This is a genomic window from Gardnerella leopoldii, from assembly GCF_003293675.1.
Taxonomy (GTDB): domain Bacteria; phylum Actinomycetota; class Actinomycetes; order Actinomycetales; family Bifidobacteriaceae; genus Bifidobacterium; species Bifidobacterium leopoldii.
In genome coordinates this window covers 1,101,401-1,119,357 of the sequence record NZ_CP029984.1, presented here as the reverse complement: position 1 = coordinate 1,119,357, position 17,957 = coordinate 1,101,401, and the positions used below count along the sequence as shown (strand labels likewise).

The window sequence follows — 17,957 nt, the reverse complement described above, 5'->3', positions numbered from 1 at the left end:
AACGCGAAATAGTGGGCAAAAACCTGTATATTAAAATGCTCTGTGGTTGAGTAGTTATCGCAATTTGCGAATTTTCTCTTCCACAGAGCATTTAGTTATTTAGTTATTTGGTTTATTTAGTTTTGTGGTTTATGCTGACTATTTCCCAGCATGTACGCCTTACTTGCGCTTCCTTTTGCGAGCAATAACAGCAATCGCTCCACCTATTGCTACTGCAAATGCTGCAACAGCTCCTGCAGCAGCAATAGCGGCTCCAGTGTTACTCAGATTTGAAGTAGTAACCTTACCGGATGAGTGCCGTGCCGGAGCGTTATTTGCTACGTTCTTCGCGTTGCTTGCATTTTGCTTTACAGAGTCTGAATCAGACTTATTCTCATTAGATTCTTGAGTTTTAGCAGTTTGGGTTTGCTGCTTATTGTCCTTAGAATCTTGCTCTTGTTCCTTCTTGTCGCTTTGATTTTGCTCAGTAGGTTCTTCTGGAAGTTGCTCAGGAAGAACGTCAGGAAGCTTATCAGGAAGCGGTGAAGGAGACGGCAAAGGAGACGGCGTTGGGTTTCCTGTTGGGTTCGCTCCAGCTATGCCTGTTACTTCTGGAGAAGTAGTTTCACCCTTCTTCGATTTCGCAGTGATTTGGGTATTGTCTTTTATCTTATTCGCTGGAATCGTTACTTTACCAGTAGTTGGATCAACTGTTACGCCTTCTGGAGCTTTTCCGTCAAACGTCCACTTGCCGTCCGTTCCTTTCTTCACTCTGATTGTTACGAGTGTAGAAGGAGTGGTATCAGGCGCTGGAGTTGGGGTAGGTGTTGGGGTAGGTGTTGGTGTTGGTGTTGGTGTTGGAACCAACGGGGAACCAGGAATAGAGATTCCAGGTATTTCACCAGCCGCTCCAGTTCCTTCAGGAGTGTATGTAATCTCCATAGAATCAGCGTCAGATGGTGGTGTAACAGTTGCAGAGCCCTGCTCGGCACCATCTTGTGGTGTTACCACAAGTGGCCTGTCTGTTGGGATAGGCGTTGGAGTTGGTGCAGGCTTCTCCTTTTCGCCAACTTTAGCAGTTACCACTTCTGACTTGCTCTTGCCAGTCTTATCGCTACTGTCTTCTGATTGCGCAGTAATAGTGCTACCGTGCTTAATCTTGTTTGCTGGAATCGTAACAACGCCAGTTTGCGGATCAACAGTCACGCCGTTAGGTGCAGAGCCGTCAATCTTCCACTCATGCTTATCGCCTTCAGCAACAACGGTAATCGTTGCGGTTGTTTCACTGCCTTCTGGCGTGTAGGTAATTACAACCTTGTTGACACGAGTATCCGTGAGATCCGGCGTTACGCTAGCGCCACCATTGGTTGGAGTGTCAATCTTTGGCTTAGTAATATTTCCGCCGATAGTAATATTTACGCTATCACCCGTCTTTGCGCCGTCACCCTTACCATTGGTTGGCGTGAGGGTGACGATAGCACCAGGCTTTTGCTTCGGGATAGTAATAGTGAAGTTGCCATCTTTATCTGCAACGCCACTTCCTATTTCCTTGCCCTTTTCGTCGGTAACAATTACCTTCGCGCCTGGAAGCGTCTTTCCAGTGATGATTTGCTTAGTAGAATCATCTGGATTGTCTTTTAGCGTTTGCTTGGTAATCTGCGGAGTCTTAAAGCCGGTTACAGCAGTAGCAGGATCAGATGGTTTATCCGTCTTGTTCTTAGCTACTGCAGTAATAGTGCTACCGTCTTCCAAGTCTTTTGCTGGAATCGTAACAACGCCAGTTTGCGGATCAACAGTTACACCTTCTGGAGTGTCTCCGTCAATCTTCCACGTGCCGTCATCACCCTTCTTGATAATAATTGTCTGTTCTGGATTTTCTGGACCGTTAAGCGGATTTGGCTTGTCGTTAATCACAATCTTGACAACGTTTTCATCGCCGTGTGGCGGTGTTACAGTTACGTTTCCGCCGTTCTTGTGATCGTCGGTTGGTACCGTAATCTTTGGCTTTTGTGGTTTAGCAGTAACTTTTACTTCTACTGGAGTGCCTTCGTTATTACCCTTGCTTGGAACAAGCTCGAGTTTTGTACCAGGATCCTTCTTATCGATTTCGATAGTGAAGTTTCCGTCTTTGTTAGCAGTTCCAGTACCAACAGTCTTACCGTCTTTGTCTTTGACAGTTACGGTGTTTCCTGGATGAGTTTTACCAGTAATAGTGGTCTTATCAGGCTTATCTGGTGTGTTCTCGGCTTTGTCATCGTTGATAAATGGCTTGTCTTTATCCACAACGTTTACTTTTACTGTTACATTCACAGGAGTTGTAATATCCGGAATATTTACAACAACAGTTCCAGTTTGCTCACCAGTACTAGACGTTGATGGCTTACCGTTAGTTGCCCAAGTAAATGTGGTTTTCTCAGGGAAGTCACCATTATTGGCAATCATGTCTTTTGGATCCGGCAAAGCGGAGTCTTTTTGCACGTTTACCGTCTTGCCTTTTGGATTTGGCACAACGAACACATTGACTGAAATGTCAACATCTGGCTCGCCTGGCACTCTAACGGTCACAACGCCTGGTTGGTTGCCAGTCTTTGACGTATCAGGCTTCTTCTTCCAAGAAATACTAGCATCCTTAGGTAGATTATTAATAACATCCTTTGGCTGAGGAGTGGTATCCTTGCCGTCAGTCTTTTGCAGCACGGTTACGTCTTTTCCTTCAGGAGATGCTGTAACAGTAATTTTTACAGTCACTTCTTGAGGATCTTGCCCTGGAATCTTGACAATCACAGTGCCAGTAGTATTGCCTGGCTTGTCGGTCTTTGGAGCAGCATCTTTCTTCCACTCGAAGGTGGTTCCCTTCGGGAGATCTTTGCTATTATCAATGCTGTTCTTAGGATCTGGATCGCTGTTCTGTGGGACGGTGGTTTCCTTCGCTATAGGCGCAGGATTTACGTTCACAGTAACTGTTACTTCCACTGGATCTTTCACACCTGGGATATGAACGAGCACAGTGCCGGTAGCGGTGCCTGGCTTGTCGGTCTTTGGAGCAGCATCTTTCTTCCACTCGAAGGTGGTTCCCTCAGGGAACTTATCTTTATTAGCGATACCCTTCGATGCGTCTGGAAGGTTGTCGCCAACCTTCACATTAACAACATTCGCTTCTGGAGTTGGTGTAACGTTCACTGTTACAGGCACTTCCACAGGCTTTTGACCTGGAATAGTGACAATAATCTTGCCATTCTTCATGCCAGGATTCTTGGTATCTGGTGTATCTTCCTTACTCCACTCGAACTTAGTGCCTTGTGGGTATTTGTTCTTATCGGTGGAATCATTAATTACATCTTCAGGCTTTGGCAAATCCTTACCTTGCGGCACGTTGATTTGTGGAGCACTTGGGTCAACAACGTTCACTGTTACAGGCACTTCCACAGAATCTTGACCTGGAACTGTTATTACGACCTTGCCTTGCTTGCCTGTTCCTTCCGAAGAAGTATCTGGCTTGCTGTCTTTATTCCACTCGAAGGTGGTTCCATCAGGGAACTTATCCTTATTGGAAATCATGTCTTCTGGCTTAGGTTCCGCATCCTTTGGCACAGTCACAACTTGCGGTGTAGCAGTTGGAGCCTTAATAATTACAGGCACGTTGATCACGGTTTTTGATCCATCCGGATACGTAATTGTTACAGGCACTTCAAACTTGCCAGCCTTATCTCCAGCAGGAATCTTATCCTTATCGCCATCAGCAATAGAGTAAGTTAGCTTATTTTTTTCGCCTGCTGGCCAAGTAGGAACGCTTACTTTGCCGATAATTTCTTCTTCTGAAGTCTTTTCGCCATTATTCTTGGTAATGCTATCTGCCTTAGGTGGGTAAAGTTCAGACTGCTTGTTGCTAATAGTTACTGGAACATCAACAATGTCAGTCGTGCCATCTGGGTAGGTGACTTTAACCTTAACGTTTACGGTTTTAGGAGTCTTACCATCTGGCAAAGTCTGGTTAGGATCGTTCAACTCAATCTTTAGCTGACTCTTGTCTGCTTCTGGCCAATGAGGAACAGTTACACTGCCTGTTACGTCAACAGGGTTTACAGGAGTGCCATACGGCTTAACAACAGGCTTTGCTGTTGGCTCGAAAGTATCCGACTGCTTGTTCTTAATAGTCACATCAACAGTAACTTTATCAACAGTTTTGTCAGGATATTGAACATCTACATTTACATGATAGGTGCCAGGTGTATTGCCGTCTGGAATATCCTTATCGGTGCTTGTGATAGTGACTGTTGGCTGTTTCTTTGAATCTTTTGGCCAATCAGGAACAGTTACAGCCTTCTTAACAGCTTCCTTGGTCTTGTCTCTGCTGGTGCCATACGGCTCTTCCACAGGGTCAACTGCAGGAGTGTTCGCAGTGGCATCGGTATCTGTAACTACTACAGGCACTTGCACAACAGTGCTGGAACCATCTGGGTAGGTGACCTTAACGGGTACGTTAGTTGTGCCAGTCTTATCTGTAGTTGGAAGAGGAGCCTTTGAATCTACAAGTTCTACTGTTGTTTTGTTCTTATCTGGAGTTTTACCATCAACCGTAGGAATCTTTACAGCATTCTTAATGTCATCAGCAGTAGGTGCTTCCGCTCCGCGCTTCTTGTTGATAGCTTCTGCACTTGGCTTGTAGGTCTCGTTATCTGGATTGCCAACTGTTACAGGAACTTCCACGTGATCCTCAGAACCGTCAGGATACTTAACAGTAACCTTAACGTTTACGGTTCCAGGAGTCTTAGTGTCGATAGATGTTTGATCTTTATCAACAGTAATTGTTGTACCAGTTGGTGGTTTGTTGTTATCGTCAAACTTGACTTTAGCAATGATGTCATCATCAGAAGGTTTGGTTTTACCATATCCAACGTTGATTCCATCAGGCTTATTTGGCTCATACTTCTTATTCTGAGGCTCGCCAACCTTAACGGTTACCGTTGCATGGCTCTTAGAGCCATCCTTATATGTAATGGTTACAGGAATATTGAAATCGCCAGGCTGAGTGCCATCTGGAACAGTCTTAGCCTCGTCATCAATAGCAATACTTGCACCATCTGGAAGCTTTGTAAGCTCTGCAGTTTCGCCATTCTTCTTTAGCTTAATGCCATTACCAGTGCCAATATCAGTAATCTTGCTGGATATATCATTATTCTTCGTCTTACTGTAGTCAACCTTAATCGTTTGACCTTCTGGCGTATAAGTTTCGCTTTGTGGATTCAGCACCTTAACAGTTACTGTTGCAACGTCACTAGATCCATCCGAATACGTAACCTTAACTTGTACTTGGCTCTCGCCAGGTTTATCGGTGCTTGGAACGGAACTGTTGTTTACGATAGTTACCGTTGGCTTATTTTTATCGTCGGGTTTTGTTGTACTTTTCCACTTAAGACCGTTGTTGTCACCAAAGGACGTAACCTTTTTCTTCAATTCTTCCGCACTAGAGTGCCAAGACACTTCAATTGTTTTGCCTTCAGGCTCAAAATCGTTTGAATCTTTCTGAATTTTTACAGGAACTTCCACTTTTTCTGTTGACTTATCTGGGTAATGAATTGTTACAGGAATAGTGTAATTTCCATTCTTAGTAGGAATATTGCCAACATCAAATGTTATGCCGTCTTTTTTGATTGGCGTATTTGGATTGTCATATTTTGTTATGGTAATCGCGTTGGTAATTGCGTTGTTATCCTTAGGATTATCGACTTGCTTGGCAGTGGCATTGTGTTCTTCAGCATCCGTGTATACGGAAATCTGAACCTTTATCTTGGACGTATTGCCAGCTTCGTCTTTAACAACAAGATCACGAGACCACTTGTTTGCATCAGGATTCGTATTATTAGCGCGATTAGCAGTACCTGTAATAGTAATTTTTGCAGGCTTTTCCGCAGAATTCTTATCTTTATCAGTGATACTAATCTTGCTGCCAGTTATTTCCTTAGGCAAAGCCGAACCAAATTCCGCACTCTTAATCTTTCCGCTGTTGTCATAAGCGTTGATATCAATGCTGAACTGCTTGCCCTTATGCACCTTGAACTGGTAGTATTCAGGTGTTTTATCGGTATCTGCTCTCTTTGCCTTATTGGTACTAGGTGTGTTAATAACAGGCGCAATATTGTCCTTAACGGTAACGGTTGTAGTAACGTCTTTAGTTGAGCCATCCTTAAATGTTATGCGAACTTTAGCATCTTTCTGCTCGCCAGGCTTATTCCAATCAGGCTCCTTAATCCAAGAGTAAGTAGCGTCGCTAGGTAGTTTCTTTAGATCATCTGCATTAATACCGCTCTTAGGATCTGGATGCTTTGTGCCGTCGCTCATGTTGTACGTCACAGGATTGTTTTTAACTTCACCATATTTCTCGGACTGTGTTTTAACAATAAACTTCACAGTAACTTCAGTAGTATTGCCCGAAGGATCCACCGCCATTAAGGTACGTGTATACGTGTCAGGATTAGTGTTGATTGGCGTTATATTGTTAAGAGTCAAAGTCTTAGGTTTTGCAGTTGTGCCGTCTCCGGTAGTTGTGCCAGTTGTTTCGCCTGGAACAGATGGCTTCAACGTCAAAGTTGTAACGTTGCCACTGTTGTCTGTTGAAGTAATCTTAATATCGTTCTTATCGCCGCGGTACGTAGTTATAGTGAATACTTGTGCGTGTTTTGGACCATCTGGATATGTGCCATTAATGGTGTTATATGTACCACCTTCGTCCTTTTGCTGAATCGCAACTTTAGGACTTTCGTTATCCCTAACAGTTACCTTAACGTCAACAGTTTCAACGCGTGGGTGATTTTTGTCGTTAGTAGGAATAGTTACAATAACGTTTCCATGCTTTTCTTTGCCAACAGTGGAAGTGTCCGGTTTGCCATTCTTTGCCCAAGCAAACGTAGTCCCTTTTGGAAGCTTGCGACTATTGGCAATAGCTTTCTTTGCATCTTTGTCGTCTAGCTGGTGACCTAAGTCAACAGTAATATTCTTTGACTTAATGTCTTCTTTTTTCTCCACTTTTACAGCCACAGTTTTTTCTACTTTGTTACCAGCAGCATCAGTTGCGGAGAACGTAAGAGTATAAGTGCCAACTTCTTCAGGCTTAAAGCCGGAGAAGCTGTACGTAAACTCTTTTTCTGTATTAGTATTCTTCGTGTAGGCAGTTTTTGCACGAGACATGTTAGCAATAATTTTATTGAAATCAGTTCCAGAAAATGCTGTAGTTGCTGTTGCTGTGTCAATAGACTCAATCTTTACATCATCTTTTGCAATAAGATTAATCTTAAGATCTTCGCCAACTTTTACTGTAACGCTATTAGGACCAGTAAGTGTTGGAGCAGTATTGTCTTTACTAGCGTTTTTAGCGTCGCTTTCTTCAGAACTTACGGAATCTGCAGTAGTAGTTACTGCAGTAATATTTCCTTCAGGAATGCCGTTAGCAACTGTAATCGTAACTTTGCCATCGTTGCCAACTTTTCCAGTTCCAATTTGATTGCCCTTGCTATCTTTAAGCGTTACAGTGCTTCCAGCTGTGCCAGGACCAGCATCAACTACAACTTCCGTGCCCTTTACGCCTGCAACACCAGTCAAATCAGTCTCAATTGTAGGTTTCTTAGGCTTAACTGTAAAAGTAACCTTTTCTTCCGCAGTACTGCCGTCGTTAAACGTGACTTTAGCAGTGTAAGTTTTCTTTCCGGCAACATCTGTGGAAGGTTCGCCATTAACCCACTCTGCGCTCTTGATTTTCTTATTTTTAACTTCGTTATCTGTTAAGCCGAGATATTTCTTAGCGTCAACCTTGTTTCCTGTTTTAGTAAGAGTGTCGCCAACATTTACTTTAACTTCGTGATCTTTCAGCTCGCTCTTGTGTTGCAAAGCGAGTGGTTTCCTAATGTTTACAGGAATCGTAACAACATGATATGAATTGTCGGAGTATACAACTTTTGCAGATGCGTTGTTTTGGAGAGTATCTTTTCCATTAAAGTATTCTTTTGGAATGTTGGTTTGTGGGAAGTCATTAAAAACAAGCTTACCGCCGCCCGTAATGCCAGTAACATGAGGTTTTAAATCATCTTCAGTAAGCTTATGCCCCCAATCAACAGTAATTGGGGTAGCGGTTGGCGAAGAATACTTCTGGTTCAGGTTCTTAAGATGTACTGTAACTTTCTTTTCTACTTTGTTTCCAGAAGCGTCGGTTGCAGAGACAGTAACCGTGTAGTCAGTATTTGCTGGCGTATTGCCGTTCTTATATTCAAACTTAATTCTACTAACAACATGGTTGTGATGCTTAGCTTCAGTTGCTTCCATGCCATTACTGTTTTCAGTGACATCGCCCTTACCGTTAGGAAGACCGTTAACTGAGAAGCTATTAACCTTTCCGCTGTCATCTGATGTGCCGAAAGTGATTGTAGGAATATCTCCCTGATATACGGTTATGCTGTTGTTGTCTTTATCGCCAATCTCCTTGCCGTTCAAATACAGCTTTGGAGGGATTTTATCGCTTTTTGTGCGCTTAAGATTTGGTTCACTCCAGCGCTCGCGACCAGAAATAAATGTATATGCGGAGTTAGTAGTAGTTCCATAACTACTCGTATTTGCTAATGTATAAGCATCTTGAATGTCCTCAAGAGTGACTCCTTGACGTAATTTTACTTTGCAATGCATGTGTACTGCGTAGTTGACGTTTGTGGTTCTTAAACCAATGCCATAACTGTACTTACTGTAAACACCTTTCAGTGTTGTAGCATTGCTAATGACTCCGTCGCCTGCATTGTTGTGGAAAGTAGCATTCAAATCTTGTCTGTTGCTGGCTCCCATACGTATACCTAAGGTATACAAATAGATAGAACCATTGTGATCATTATCTCTTCCTAAGAAACCAGTAACAAATGATTTACTATTATCTTTTTCGAACAAGCTAATGTCGCGTGAAAGAACAGCATTTGTCATTTGTGGATTAGCTTGATTGCGTTTATAGAAATCAAAGGAAACATTGCTTAATGTGTCACCTTTGTAAGAACCGTTACTATTTAAATCTGCAATTGCATAAGGAATCTGCCACATATATTGGTGTTGTGTAGAATGGGTGACCATAGATTTACCATCGTTGTTAAAGAACACATCGAAGACTAGGTATTGGTCGTTTCCGTTCTTTTCAAGATGTGCGTACATATCCGATTTCTTGGTGGTGTTATCGTATTCACCTAAATCGGCTGTTGAACCAGTGTTTCCATTGCTGTTAGCAAAGCGATACCTCTGGAACTCAAGAATATTTGGCGTGTGCAACCAAGGAGTAGTAGTGTCTGCGCTACGCACTTCTTGCGCAAAAGCTGCCGTAGTTGGAGGAAGAAGAATATTAGAGGATGCGAGGATTGGCTGACCGCCTAAGCAAGTGGCGGCAGTAAGAACTGTGGCAAGTGTGCTCAATGACACCTTGCGCATGGTAGCAGACGCGGAAGTTGCGTTCGTTTTTGCTGCGTAATATGCGCATGTGTTTGCAAATGCGCTCGTAGCTTTTTTGCTAGAGAGCTTTTTGCGAGTGTTATTTGCCATAGTATTCCCCTTGTTTTGGTTTTAACTTTTACTTCTATGAGTGCGTTTTATTCTAAACTTATGTCCATTTTTTCTATACTTATTCGTTATTTTTTCATAACGAATACTGGCATAAATATTTATGCGCATACACATAATTCATAATATTATACAGTATTTTATTAAAGTTTATATAATTTTTTTATTGTTAGATATATAACAACTTTAAAATTTTCTGCCGGGGGGGGGGTACTCTATGTATAAAATATTGTCATAACGACGGATTATTTAAAATTATCTAAAATTTTATCGTTTTATAGTAATTTATTCGTATATGGATTAATCACGCTTGTAGCGTTTCTTGTGCACATGCTTAAGCAGGTCGTAGCGTGCATAATTTTCTGGCGTTTGCTGTCGTTTTTGTAGTTTTGGAAAACATTTGCCGTGATTTTTTCGGCGTTTGCTACTGCAGTAAAGAATCACGTAAGTGATTGTTGATTTAAATATATTTTATACAAGATTTTATATAGTATTTTTGCGTAGAGCATAAAAATGTCAAAATATGTTATGTGTTGACGCTTAATTAATTAATTAATGTTGTATGTGTTGCATGGCTTACATATGTTGTATAATCGCATTGTTTGTCTTATCGTTTGACAATCGAAATTATTTGGAAAGCTTTATGAGCTACATGGAATTGTATTACTTGTATTGCTTTTGCAGATGGAGGGAAAATGGACGAAAATAACCAGCAGGTTCCGCAAGCTCAGCCGGTTCCTCAAGCTCAGCCAGTCCAACAGACTTACACTCAGCCAGTCCAACAGCAGCCATACGCTCAGCAGCCTCAGCAGTCTTATGCTCAGCAACCTCAGCAACCGTATGCTCAGCCTGCTCAACAGCAGCCTTACGCTCAGCAGCCTTATGCTCAGCAGCCTCAGCAGCCATATGGTCAGCAACCTCAGCAGCCATATGGTCAGCAACCAATGTATATTCAGCAGGCTCCTGTTTCAGGCTTGGCTGTTGCATCATTAGTTCTTGGAATTATTGGTACCATATTTGCTTGGGTACCTGTATTCACTATTATTTGGTGGGTTTTGGGTATTCTGTCTGTTATTTTTGCTGTTCTTGCAATGCGTAACACCAAGGCTGGTGTTCCAGGTGCCAAGCGTGGTCACGGTATGGCTGTTGCAGGATTGGTTCTTGGAATTATAACTATTATTATTGCTGCTTATATTCAAATTACTGTGGTCAGCAAGATTGATGCCTTTGTTAACGGTGTGAATGATTTGCAGAGCAGCTATTCTCGTTCTTATAATTATTAAATTCGCATAAAGTAATTTTGTAATAATAAGTTCTTTAGTAATAATTAAAAATTTACTTGTAAAGGCGGGTGTTGTGCATCCGCCTTTACTTTTTACCTAACGAAATATGCTTATATAGTAATAATAGTATGCAATTTAAAAGTAGGTGCGCATAAAAGTAGGTGCGTGTAAAACATGTGCGCATTCTAAAAGTAGGTATGCATGCTAAAAGTAGGTGTGTATGATTGCAGGAATAGGGCACGACTTGGTAAACGTTGCGCAGTTTGCTCAGCAGATGCAGGATGGCAACGGTTGGCGTGCGCTGTTTTCTGTGCGAGAGCTTCGACAATGTGATCTTCGTGCGCAAGTGAAGAATGATGAGAAAGCTTTACATATTGCAGCACGTTGGGCTGGCAAAGAAGCTGTGATTAAAGCGTGGTCCGAGGCGTTATGCACAATAAATAACCCTTATCCATATACTCTGGATAACATGCCGTGGGCTAGTATCGAGATTCTTAACGATTCCCATGGTTGCCCGCGCGTTATTCTCAGCTCAGATGTGCATTCGCAACTTGTAAAATCGCTTTTCAGTGCGTCCAGCGAGTGTGTAGATAGTAGTGAGCACGTAGCTAATATTCGTTGGCATATTTCGCTCAGCCATGACGGATTATTAGACGATAATTCAGCTTTCGCATCAGCTGTTGTAATGCTTGAAGTCTTATAAGAAAAGATACAATATAAGAAAAATATGTTTTGTGCACTTGTGTCGATGTCACAAGCATCTGTATACTTGAACGAGTCGATATTTGTGCGTGAATATTTCGTGCAAGTATGGTGCGTAATTGCGGACGTAGCTCAATGGTAGAGTCTCAGTCTTCCAAACTGATTACGCGGGTCCGATTCCCGTCGTCCGCTCCATTTTTTATTTTTGCTTTACGTTTTGCAATTCTCTTTTTAATGGTTTATTTATTTCAGTTTTTTTGTAAAAATCACATATTTTTGCATATTATTTTCACATTTCTATTGAATTTATGCTTGTTATTAGGGTGCTATTGCTATGGTAGTAGCGGAGAAACACGTAAAAAACATGTCTGGAGGACTCGTGGGACAGATTATCGTACGTGTATTAGCTGGATTAGTGTCGGCTGCTACTGCTTTCACTATGAATGTCATTGCGCCGCAAAAATCTTCATCGATTGAACATGTGAATACTAATGTGCATGCAAATGTGCGTGCTAATGTGCATACCAAAAGTGTTGTTAAGCCTATTATTCAATCACATTCTGGCACTGTGTATCAAAGCTCGTTTATTGATAATGAGTATGGTGCGCATTGGAGCGATGCTGATGGCACTACGGCTTTTATCGATGGAAATGATGATGTGTTCGTTAATAACGCTAAGGCGGTTATTGACGTTTCTGAGCATCAAAAAGAAATTGATTGGGATGCTGTAAAAGCTTCTGGAGTAGATGGTGCGATTATTCGTATTAGCTATGGCTGGGATAATGGATATGACAAGCAAGCTTTGCGCAATATTAGCGAATGCAAGCGTCTTGGTATTCCATTCGGCATTTACATGTATTCCTATGCTGAAAAAGCTGAAGATGGTGCTGCTGAAGGCGCCGACATTGTAAATCTTTTACAGGGTGCTGGAGTAAGTCCTCAAGATTTAACGTATCCTGTTTATTACGATTTGGAAAAGTGGAGCTGGAGTGGTCATAAACCACCAACATCCCCATATGTTTACCAGGATATTGTTGCTTCCTGGTGGAATCAGTTAGTTTCTGCAGGCTACCATAAGCTCGGCGTTTACTCTTATACAAATTATTTGAGAGGACCATTAAATTCTCAGTATATTCACGAGCGTACAAGCTGGGTTGCTAGCTACGGTTCTCGTGTAGGCTTCCCTATTTCTACAGCATTGCGCGGATGGCAGTACACTTCCGACGGCAGCGTTGACGGAATTGATGGTCGCGTTGATTTGAACGCATTTGGCATGGCTGATGGCAGCGAAATCAATGGTGTTTCTGAGTTTGGTAACACTATTACTAACACCAGCACGAATTCTTCGCAAGAAGTTGGAGACGGCTGGAAAGTAAGTAAGAAAGCAAATCGCCGCGATCTTTGGACCAACGGAGATAAAAGCTTTATTCTTCAGTACGAATTGCGCGACTCCTACTATGGTCATGGCGGTTACGCTCGTCTTGGTGCTCCTGTTGCAGACGAAGAAAACTTGGGAGGCGGCTGGTGGCGTCAGCGTTGCCAGCATGGCGACGTGTTTACGCAGGGTCGAGATAAGAAGTACGTGATTCAGTATGAATTGCGTGACTCTTACTACAAGCACGGCGGTTACGCTCGTCTTGGTGCTCCTGTTGCAGACGAAGAAAACTTGGGTGGCGGCTGGTGGCGTCAGCGTTGCCAGCATGGCGACGTGTTTACGCAGGGTCGAGATAAGAAGTACGTGATTCAGTATGAATTGCGCGACTCTTACTACAAGCACGGCGGATTCACTCGTCTTGGTGCTCCTGTTGCAGACGAAGAAAACTTGGGTGGCGGCTGGTGGCGTCAGCGTTGCCAGCATGGCGACGTGTTTACCCAGGGTCGAGATAAGAAGTATGTAATTCAGTATGAATTGCGTGACTCTTACTACAAGCATGGTGGCTATGGTCGTCTTGGCGCTCCTGTTGCCGATGAGGAGAATATGGGTGCTGGCTGGTGGTGTCAGCAATGCAAGAACGGTGACGTTTGGACGCACGGCAAAGACATTAAGTACGTGATTCAGTTCGAGTTACGCGACTCTTACCAAGGGCATCGTGGTGCTGCTTGGCTTGGCGCTCCTGTTGCCGAAGAGGAAAATATGGGTGCTGGCTGGTGGCGTCAGCGTTGCCAAAATGGTGACGTTTGGACGCATGGTAAGGATAAGAAGTTTGTTCTTATGTTCAATCTTCGTAAAGATTACTACGCTCGCGGCGGCTTCGAAAAGCTCGGTGCTCCTGTTGAAGATGAGCATCATGACGGTAATGGTATTTGGCGTCAGGATTGCCAGAAGGCTACATTGCAAGCTAAGTAATTAAGTCTACTAGCTAAAGTGGCCGGTGTGCTCAACAGCATGCTGGCCATTTTTTATATAGTTTATTTTACATTTTGTTTCATGTTGCGCGAGTTTTATTTTCGATATTCTTTAGTATCGTCTATGAGTTTTGTAACTGATTTAATTTTTCGGTTTTGACGAGGCTGGAAAATTTGTGTTTGCGCTTATAGCGCTCGTACACTTTGCGTGTACTTGCTGCTGAGCTTGCGTTGAAAGCACACCGTGCTTTCAACTTGAGCAAGCTCACGCTCCGAGTCGCCTTCGCGCGCTACGCTTTAAGCGCTACGGCAGGTCGTCGCGCAAATCAGCGACCAATCGTAAATAAATCACTCCACTTAAGGAATAAATCAGGGTTTACGTTTTGTATATCTGCAGACGGCTCAGTATGATTACTGAATACTAATAAACCAACTATTACAATAGTTACCGCTGCACAAAGCACAGCTGGAATATACAAACGCAAAGACGATTGCTCAGCAATTGCACAATCTTTTTCACAAGTAATATCAATATCTTTGCTATAAGGCTTAACTCTGTGAAGCATACTCATTATTGCAATCAAAATGAATATAATAATCGAATCGCAATAGTAGCGGTACAAATTGCCGCCTAAACAGTAGTTAAGGTACAGCAGCAAGAAGGATGCTACTAATCCAACGACTGTCATAATATACTCAATTTTTTGCATAAACTTACGTCTTAATGTAAACAGCCACCAGAAAAGCGGAATCATCATAAGACCGAAAATCATATGCGTGTAGAAAGAATTTCCATAACCTTGATTATTTGCCCAAGGTATAGAGATATATGGGAAATTTTCCGAAATATTAAAAGGTTTTAAGAAATAATTAAGGAAAATATCGCGAATCTTAGTAGGGTCAAAAGATTTACTATTAAATCGCAAATCGAAATTAGTAAGTTGCTCTTCATTGCCAAAATTAAAGAAAGACTTAAAACGCAAGTAGTTATAAGCTAATATTCCAGCTACACCTACGATTGCAGGAACAAGGAAGCTTGAAGCCGCAGCAACGCGATTTGCAATACTTCGTTTCGCGTCAAATAATAGCGCAATAAACAGCGGAGCTATAAAAGCAACAACAGGAATGCACGCGTTTGGCCTAGATCCACACTGTAAAGCAAGACTTATGCCAGCGAGTGCAAAAAGAGCATACCCAGCGCGCGGATGAGTTGCGTGAAGTCGCACAGCTTTAAGAGAAGCGTATACGAATAAGATCCCGAACAGTATTGCGCTAAGCAGAGGCATATAGTAAAGGGATGCTGAAGATTGCAAGTAGAAGATTAAGCATCCAAATGGGAAGGCTGCTGCAGAAAGCAAAAACAGGCAGTAATTGGCACGTATTGCAAAGAATTCAACAACTTCTCTAAGAAGCGCGAACATAGACGGAATAATCGCAACCGCAAATATTGTAACAACTAATATTGCGGAAGGAACTGCATGTGGGAAGAGCAGATTAAAAGGCAAGTAAGTGAGCAGGAATGGTACTATGCCAAAGTAGCAGTAGTAATGATTGTTGTGGAATACCACATCCCAAGGTATGGATACTCCTTTAGAACCCAAGTCCATGCGTTGGCCCCAACTAAACGGGTTTGCGGATTCTACTAATTCTTTAGGTGGCTGCTGCAGCAGAGCCAAAGAGTTTGATTTCCAAGCTTTAAGCTGCTCAGTGTACGGATTTCCGTTGACGCGATCGTATAGGTCAGACGGGAATGGCACTCGTATGCCGTGGCCGTGATATACAACAAAGCACAGGTAGAGCGAGAATCCCATAAGCATTGCGCATACTGCCCAAAAAACTATATTTTGTGCAAGATTGTGGCGGTCGTAGTTAAGCAAATACCACTTTTTCTTGTATACCAAGAATATAAGTGAGCTTGCAACGAAAAGTATTGCCCACATTCCAAAGTTTATGTGCAGCGCAAAAGGCGGATTTACTGTTACAGCTTTGAGTGTAAAAGGAGCTCCTGTTTGGTTGAAGTGTAAGCGAATTTTATAAGCGTCTCCGTGGCTTTCAAATCGAAGTGTTCTAGTGTTGTGTTTTCCTGTAGACATTTGGAAAGAGTCTGCTAGAGTGTACGCGTTTGGAGCTATGCCGAAGTCTTCGATCTCAACAGTTCCTGTAACTAGTGTTACTGGTTTTGTTTGCTCTAACTCAATTTTTATAGCTTTAGTAGCGGAGTTGATGTCGCTTAATATTACATCTGATCCAGAAGTTGGAATATTTATTGTATTTCCAACTATATGAGCTTGATCTTTAGTTTCTTTTTTGCCTGTTTGCGCATTATAGCTGCTGGAGTCTGGTATTGATGCGTTAACTAGAGCAAGTTGTTTTTCTGCATAATTTTTAGAACTATAGGAAAGATATAGATTACTGAAGAAGAAAATAGTAACAAGTCCAGTAATTACAAATATTGTTATAAAGGGTAATATTTTGCGCAATAATGCGTGGGTTTTTAAAAAGTTTTGCGTATTTTGCATAGATGGCATTATTTTTAGTAGAAAACTCTGCATTATGCGCGTACTTTTTTCGTTTGTGCTGTTTTCATGCATTTCGCTTTTTGTCGCTATTGCTGCCACTATTTACCCCACATTATTGTGCGTATCGGTTCTAAAATCTGTTACTTTTAAAGCAAGTATATTGCAAACGCATGGCAAGTAGCGCGAAGGCTTACCGCTTTATGTATTTTACGATCAATGCCAATGAATGTAATGCGTATACTTGTTACATTCCAGAGTTTAAGCATGATCAGTGCATATAAGGGTTAGTTTCAATATCTTGTTCAATTGCTTCAATAGTATGTTTGTTATTAAGTAACTCACGGCTTACATGCTGCAAGTGCGAAACCATATCTGAAGGAAGCTGATAAATATTCCCATAATAATTGAAGAGAATTTTTTCTGCTTTATTAGGTACTAAAATTGCGAATTTTTCAAATTCTTCTTGCCTAAGCGGGAACATATCCTCATATTGCGATGTGTATATTAATTCAGAATCGACGTTATCAAGCCCGTAAATAATATTGCACTCGTTGCTAGTAATGTTATCTGCAATAATATTTTCACTTTTTGCAATATTTTGATATTTGGTGAAAGTATTTTCTATTTCGTCACTAAACTCTTCGCCATCTTCCAAGTATCCGTTTGCGTGCCATTTATTATAGAAAGGTTTAGATTTCAAATCTTTTTTTAATTCTTCACGAATTTCAATAAACCTTTTCTTAGTATGCTCATCGTATTTAGGCATGTAATCGTAGAAGAAAATATCAATGAAGCTGGGGTCTTCAGAATTTTTGTATCGCAATCTAAGCTGCCTGCAGAAAACGTAAGGGTCAAATATAAGCACTGCGCGATAGCGTTTAGACAACTTTTCATCTTTTTTAAGCAATTCGAGAAGCCTATCTACATCGCTTCGCATCATTCCTAAATCTGTATCGTCATCCCAAGGAATAAATCCGCGATGGCGAATAGTGCCAAGCAAAGTACCAAAATCAGCCCAATATTGCAAATTATATTCTTTAGCAAACGTTGCAAATTCATTTAAAAGCGAAGCGCAACCGCGTTGAATAAGTCGCACTGAACCAGTTGCTTGAGGAAGACCATAGTAAAAACGCTTGCGAGCGTCAAAATCGCTTTCATTGTCATGACGGTAGTTTGCCCAAGCTAAGAGAGAAGCGTGCTCTCGATTCGTAAGTATGTCAACGTGCATATTGCGTTGGTTTTCAATAATGCGTGGCAATTGCTCGTCTAACACGCGTTGCATGCGATCTATGCTGTTCTGTAAATCGCTAACTTGCGCTCTAAGATCTTTTATTGAACGTTTTGATGAAGGACAATGCTCAATAAATTTGCGCATTAGCTTACGAAATACAGACGCCATACTTACACCTTCTGTTGCTTTCTCTCACTTTTACTAGCAAAAGTCATATGGTTACTCATTATATACGTTTTGTTGCTTGCAAGCGACCTATTCTTTACGCGTCTGTAAAGTTTTGGTCGGATTTTCGCTAAAAAGCGACATAAACTTTACATG

Annotated in this window: 7 protein-coding genes and 1 tRNA gene; 4 read left to right on the top strand and 4 right to left on the bottom strand. The window is 41.9% G+C overall.

The window, feature by feature from the left end; genetic code table 11:
* Window positions 1-159: 159 nt before the first annotated feature.
* Window positions 160-9,537: a Rib/alpha-like domain-containing protein gene (locus DOD25_RS04525; RefSeq protein ID WP_112928802.1), complete on the bottom strand. Its 9,378-nt coding sequence runs from the start codon at window positions 9,535-9,537 to the stop codon at window positions 160-162.
* A gap of 681 nt (window positions 9,538-10,218) precedes the next feature.
* Complete coding sequence (locus tag DOD25_RS04520; protein WP_234025935.1) at window positions 10,219-10,485, bottom strand: hypothetical protein; 267 nt, start codon at window positions 10,483-10,485, stop codon at window positions 10,219-10,221.
* A gap of 14 nt (window positions 10,486-10,499) precedes the next feature.
* Between DOD25_RS04520 and DOD25_RS04515 the strand changes: the two genes are divergently transcribed.
* The 4 genes from DOD25_RS04515 (at window position 10,500) to DOD25_RS04500 (ending at window position 13,887) form a co-directional block, all read left to right on the top strand.
* Window positions 10,500-10,838 (top strand): DUF4190 domain-containing protein, encoded by a 339-nt coding sequence (locus DOD25_RS04515; RefSeq protein ID WP_004106304.1) that lies wholly within the window; start codon window positions 10,500-10,502, stop codon window positions 10,836-10,838.
* Between the two features lie 220 nt (window positions 10,839-11,058).
* On the top strand, window positions 11,059-11,541 hold the full coding sequence (locus DOD25_RS04510) for a holo-ACP synthase (protein WP_004106305.1): 483 nt from the start codon (window positions 11,059-11,061) through the stop codon (window positions 11,539-11,541).
* A gap of 120 nt (window positions 11,542-11,661) precedes the next feature.
* Window positions 11,662-11,735, top strand: a tRNA-Gly gene (locus tag DOD25_RS04505).
* Between the two features lie 139 nt (window positions 11,736-11,874).
* A complete protein-coding gene (locus tag DOD25_RS04500) occupies window positions 11,875-13,887 on the top strand; it encodes a glycoside hydrolase family 25 protein (protein ID WP_112928801.1) in 2,013 nt (670 codons plus the stop codon).
* A gap of 325 nt (window positions 13,888-14,212) precedes the next feature.
* On the opposite strand, the gene DOD25_RS04490 is transcribed toward DOD25_RS04500, so the two are convergent.
* Together DOD25_RS04490 and DOD25_RS04485 are read right to left on the bottom strand one after the other, a co-directional pair.
* On the bottom strand, window positions 14,213-16,405 hold the full coding sequence (locus DOD25_RS04490) for a hypothetical protein (protein WP_407645753.1): 2,193 nt from the start codon (window positions 16,403-16,405) through the stop codon (window positions 14,213-14,215).
* Between the two features lie 268 nt (window positions 16,406-16,673).
* On the bottom strand, window positions 16,674-17,804 hold the full coding sequence (locus tag DOD25_RS04485) for a LicD family protein (protein WP_064340322.1): 1,131 nt from the start codon (window positions 17,802-17,804) through the stop codon (window positions 16,674-16,676).
* Between the last annotated feature and the right edge of the window lie 153 nt (window positions 17,805-17,957).

Coding starts and splice junctions, on each gene's coding strand:
- DOD25_RS04525 (WP_112928802.1), bottom strand. CDS start 9,537: ATGGCAAATAACACTCGCAAAAAGCTCTCTAGCAAAAAAGCTACGAGC.
- DOD25_RS04520 (WP_234025935.1), bottom strand. CDS start 10,485: ATGGCTGCTGAGGTTGCTGACCATATGGCTGCTGAGGCTGCTGAGCAT.
- DOD25_RS04515 (WP_004106304.1), top strand. CDS start 10,500: ATGTATATTCAGCAGGCTCCTGTTTCAGGCTTGGCTGTTGCATCATTA.
- DOD25_RS04510 (WP_004106305.1), top strand. CDS start 11,059: ATGATTGCAGGAATAGGGCACGACTTGGTAAACGTTGCGCAGTTTGCT.
- DOD25_RS04500 (WP_112928801.1), top strand. CDS start 11,875: ATGGTAGTAGCGGAGAAACACGTAAAAAACATGTCTGGAGGACTCGTG.
- DOD25_RS04490 (WP_407645753.1), bottom strand. CDS start 16,405: ATGCAAAATACGCAAAACTTTTTAAAAACCCACGCATTATTGCGCAAA.
- DOD25_RS04485 (WP_064340322.1), bottom strand. CDS start 17,804: ATGGCGTCTGTATTTCGTAAGCTAATGCGCAAATTTATTGAGCATTGT.